5 protein-coding genes are annotated in these 4,413 nt (G+C 45.8%); 3 read left to right on the top strand and 2 right to left on the bottom strand.

Translation table 11 applies throughout. The features are described from left to right. Positions 1 to 192: 192 nt before the first annotated feature. Positions 193 to 942, bottom strand: coding sequence for a fatty acid desaturase (locus tag OEM52_14205; protein ID MDK9701288.1), 750 nt, complete (start codon positions 940 to 942; stop codon positions 193 to 195). 217 nt (positions 943 to 1,159) lie between these two features. On the opposite strand from OEM52_14205, the gene OEM52_14200 reads away from it, so the two are divergent. After that, positions 1,160 to 1,954 (top strand): SDR family oxidoreductase, encoded by a 795-nt coding sequence (locus OEM52_14200; protein MDK9701287.1) that lies wholly within the window; start codon positions 1,160 to 1,162, stop codon positions 1,952 to 1,954. Positions 1,955 to 2,070: 116 nt separating this feature from the next. Here the strand turns inward: OEM52_14200 and OEM52_14195 are convergent, their stop codons facing one another. Continuing rightward, complete coding sequence (locus OEM52_14195) at positions 2,071 to 2,388, bottom strand: integration host factor subunit beta (GenBank protein MDK9701286.1); 318 nt, start codon at positions 2,386 to 2,388, stop codon at positions 2,071 to 2,073. Between the two features lie 201 nt (positions 2,389 to 2,589). Between OEM52_14195 and OEM52_14190 the strand changes: the two genes are divergently transcribed. Together OEM52_14190 and OEM52_14185 are read left to right on the top strand one after the other, a co-directional pair. Continuing rightward, on the top strand, positions 2,590 to 3,885 hold the full coding sequence (locus OEM52_14190; protein MDK9701285.1) for a putative sugar nucleotidyl transferase: 1,296 nt from the start codon (positions 2,590 to 2,592) through the stop codon (positions 3,883 to 3,885). A gap of 4 nt (positions 3,886 to 3,889) precedes the next feature. Next, a partial coding sequence (locus OEM52_14185; protein ID MDK9701284.1) for a hypothetical protein occupies positions 3,890 to 4,413 on the top strand: 524 nt, incomplete at its 3' end.

The raw sequence follows: 4,413 nt of genomic DNA, 5'->3' as shown, positions 1-4,413 counted from the left end.
TTATAAAAGTTTTAGTGTTTCATGTCAAGTTATAAATTATAAGTACTGACTTGTTGGGATGTTTGTTGCCGTGTGAACAAACGATCTGAATCGTACAAAAAGTGAGTTGATTGATAAATAATCCAATCAGTCAGTATTGCAAGAGAGAAAATGCTCTTGTATTACAAGAGCAAGTTTTCTCTGAACATGTGTCTATCGAGTGGGAAGTGGATTATTGAAGGTGATGACCCGTAACTTTTGCAACAATCGCATCACCAAGTATACGACATCCAATTCAAACCAACGGTGGGCGAAATTGGGGTTGTTTGGTGCGTTGTGATGGTTGTTTTGATACAGCTCACCAAATGTAACAAGATCAATAGGGAGCGAATTGCGCGACTTGTCGTTGGTATCGCGATGATTAACATAACCGTATTTGTGTCCACACCAATTGACGATAGCACCGTGTACCGGACCCATCTCAAAGTGAATCGGGATAAGAAGGAAGAACCATAACGATGGTGCAAATGTGGCATATATTCCAAAGTATAAGCCTGCGAAGAGTACACGTGGGAACCAGCCATCGGCGAACTTCTCGAAGGCGGGCCAGGTTGGTACGTTTTCCGCTAACTTGGGATCGGGAAGTACGAATTTGTAGTGAAGAATTGCAATGTAGATACGATACGTTTCTAACATCATCTGAACAGCAGTCTTGTGACGGTGCGGAGTGTGGGGATCACCTTTATCATCGCTATACGCATGATGCATCCGGTGCATTATCGCATAGGTTCGAGGATTCAAATACGAAGCGCCTTGCGCAAGGAAGGATAAAATAAAGAATGCTCGTTCCCAACGTTTTGACATCGTGTACATTGGATGCGCAGCGTAACGATGATGGAACATCGATTGGAATAACAAGGAAAAGAACCAATGCGCTGCAAAGAAGATAATGATGACAGTCATGCTACCCTTACATAGGTGATTCACTCGATTTGCGTCGGATGGATCTCAGCAATCGAAACAATGGTAAGAAGATGATACGAGAAAATCGCGAAAATGTAAGGTTGTTTCAGGAAAATCCAAATCTGTTTCCAAACCTCACTGATTTGCAATGTTGTGTTATTATCTTGGATGATTGGTACAAAGTGAATAATCCAGTGAGAGTATCATGAATAGTTTCATGAAGAGTAAATGCGCAATCGTCCTTGGTGGATCCCGTGGGTTGGGCTTCGGAATCGCCACTGCGTTGGTAAAGCAGGATTGGCAATTGTTATTGGTTGCCCGCTCTTTACCATCGTTGGTCGAGGCGCAACAGCAGTTACAAACAATCGCGGATACCGTTGGAAATTGCGACTCGATTCGAATTCTACCGGGCGACATCGTCGATCCGGAGTTACCTGAGGTATCCTACAAGGAAACTTTGCGGGTATTCGGCCGGATCGATGCGTTGGTATTGAATCATGGCGGTCCAGCTGCGGGAGCTCTGCACGAGTTGACTGATGACCAGTGGCATTCGGGATTTGAGTTACTAATCGGATCCACCGTCCGATGGACGAGAAAATTTGTGCCGGTGTTCTCCGAAACCGGGGGTGGAAATATCGTTATCGTCGCTTCGTCTTCGATGCGTGAACCGATTGCAGGACTCGCACTCTCGAATGTGTTTCGCGCAGGTCTGATGGGATTCGTGAAGACCGCGGCACGGGAGTGGGCAGCGAAAAATGTTGCTATCAATGCTGTTGCGCCTGGGATGTATGAAACCGATCGTCTTCACCATTTGTTTATGGTGAGAGCGAATCGCAATGGGAGTACTTACGAGCATGAACGTACACTTGCTTTGCAAAAAATCCCGGCAGAGAGATTCGGTGAACCGGAGGAGTTAGGAAGATTGGCGGCGTTCTTGTGCTCTTCGGAAAATCGTTACATCACCGGTCAAACGGTGTTAGTGGATGGTGGAGCGGTCGTAGGAATTCCGTGATGTGATAATGTAGTGAACGCTGTTTATAAACAAAGCGGGTGTAATTTCCTGAGTGGTATAAAAAATCAAGACGCAAGGTCATTGCGTCTTGATGTGTTTGAAGCTTGATGGTTGTTTTATACTGCTGCAGTTGCTTCCTTGAGGGCACTTTTTAGTAGTTTACCCGGTTTGAAATGGGTTTTGCGTCGTGGTGGAATGTAGATTACTTGATCAGGTTTCTTGGGATTCCTCGCTTTTGGTTTAGCTGCAGTTTGCTTAACCTCAAAGACGCCAAAATCACGAATCTCAATGCGGACGCCAGGATTGGCATTCATCATGATTTCGCGGAGAACTGTGAAAACTGCTTCCACTACTTTAGCGGATTCTTTCACATCGATGTTTGCTTTGCTTGCCGTGCGATCGACAATATCTTTCTTGATGAATGTGCTCTGCACAATTCCCCCTATGAGAATAGATTCACAATCTTTGCGGATTACCATAATAATGCTGACTTCACTTTACGGAATGAATAACGAAAAATCAAGACCTCAATGGGAAATCGTGTAGTTTGCGAAAATTTTCCCTTTATTCTTTGGAAATATTAGTGTTGCGTATGTTCTTCAGGCATATTTGGTTCACATTGGAGATATAAGTATATGAAAAACCAATCAGACAACCTTGTTCTGTGGGAAGACGACAAAGTACACCGGGGTGGCGGGGTTACTATGCTACGTCCCTTCTGGGCGATGCGATCTGGCGCAGGTTTACTGCGAGAGTGTGCGCATGAGCACTTTACAAATGAACCGGCACGATGGGTACGTCCACATTTGGTTGCATGGCAACATATTTGCCACCCCGGGACTATTATTAATAAAGCTACCCGGGAGAATGCTCTACTTGCGAATAGTCGACTGTGGGATGCCTCTTGCCTCCGAGAGTTGCCGACTGACGAAGAATGGATTGTGACGACCCCGGAAGAGGGAGAAGAAACGGTGGTCGCGGCAATGCTTTCGCCTGCGAATCAGGAAAAACTTCTTCAAGACTATCCTCCCGATGGTTTGCCTTCTGCCCGTTTTTTCGAACTGCTGGTGCCTGTTCGTCCGGCACCGGGGAAACTTGAGTTGATTAAGCATCCGTTCGATTTATTGTTCCGGCAAGAGTCAGTTATTGAAAAGCAAATCGCAATTATTGCTCGAGAGTACCCTGAGCACGCGATTGGTGAACAGGCAAGACCAGGAATATGGGTTGATTCACCCGAACGAATTTTCATCCACCCTTCCGTGAAAATTGGTATGCAGACTTTTCTCGATGCTTCGGAAGGCTCGATCTGGATCGATGAAGGAACCGTGATTGAAGGAAACGCCTTTCTAAAAGGACCGTTAGCCGTTGGAAAAAAATGCACACTACGCGCTGGTCTAAAACTATACGGTCCCTCGAGCATCGGTCCGGTTTGCAAACTCGGAGGTGAGATTCAACAAACACTGTGGATGGGCTACTCGAATAAACAACATGATGGATACTTAGGTACGGCAGTTGTTGGAAGTTGGGTCAATATTGGGGCAGGAACCAATAACTCCGATTTAAAGAATACCTACGGACCGATAACAATTACGATTGCTGGTGAGCGTATCGAGACCGGAGAGATTCACATCGGATGTCTGTTGGGTGATCATACCAAAACATCAATTGGATTACAACTCAATACAGGTACCGTCACCGGTATCGCTTGCAATATTTTCGGTGCTGGTTTTCCGCAAACATACATTCCATCTTTCTCGTGGGGCGGTGCCGACTGGTTGCGCGAGCATGGGTTATCCAAAGCAATTGAGACTGCAAGAATTGCGATGTCGCGACGAAAGAAAGAGTTCGTACCGGAGATTGAACAGATGTTCCATTACCAGTTTAACCAAACGATAATTGAGCGTGAGAAATACTTGAAGAAGAGTAACTGACAAAATGAAAAAAATCCGTGGGTGCTCGCTCGCAATCACTGCTATACTCCTCATATTTGGCATTGCGAGCTGTGGTGGAAAAAAACCTGCCTCGCAAATCGAAGGACCAACTTGGTGGCAAGTGCTATCCTTGCAGGAGCGCGAGTACTTCGCCGAACTATATCGCGTAAGTATCGCAATCGCTGTGATGGAGGAAGCCCAACTTCATTTTATCCAGCAATGGAGAATGCGGCAATCGGAAAAAGTTGCAGGCTATGATACAACGGCATGGAGAACAGTTTTGGAGTATCGACGCATTGCAAGTGATCGGGCGAGATTGGCATTACGACTCGCCGATGGGGAATCGGCGAAGTGGCTGAAACAATTCCTTGCACTGTATCTCGAATCCGATCCGATACAGATTACAAACCCAGAGCGATTCTTACGGGAGTTGGATTCACTTGCTAACATATCAATTGATCCAATTCCAACCCGTTACCGAATTCAGTTTGAACCGGGTCGCATTGTTGCAGTGACACTATCTACGTC

The organism is bacterium (genome assembly GCA_030247525.1).
Classification (GTDB): Bacteria; Electryoneota; JAOADG01; order JAOADG01; family JAOADG01; genus JAOTSC01.
The sequence above is the reverse complement of the archived record's forward strand: the minus strand, read 5'-3'. Positions and strand labels throughout refer to the sequence as shown.

Coding starts and splice junctions, on each gene's coding strand:
- OEM52_14205 (MDK9701288.1), bottom strand. CDS start 942: ATGACTGTCATCATTATCTTCTTTGCAGCGCATTGGTTCTTTTCCTTG.
- OEM52_14200 (MDK9701287.1), top strand. CDS start 1,160: ATGAAGAGTAAATGCGCAATCGTCCTTGGTGGATCCCGTGGGTTGGGC.
- OEM52_14190 (MDK9701285.1), top strand. CDS start 2,590: ATGAAAAACCAATCAGACAACCTTGTTCTGTGGGAAGACGACAAAGTA.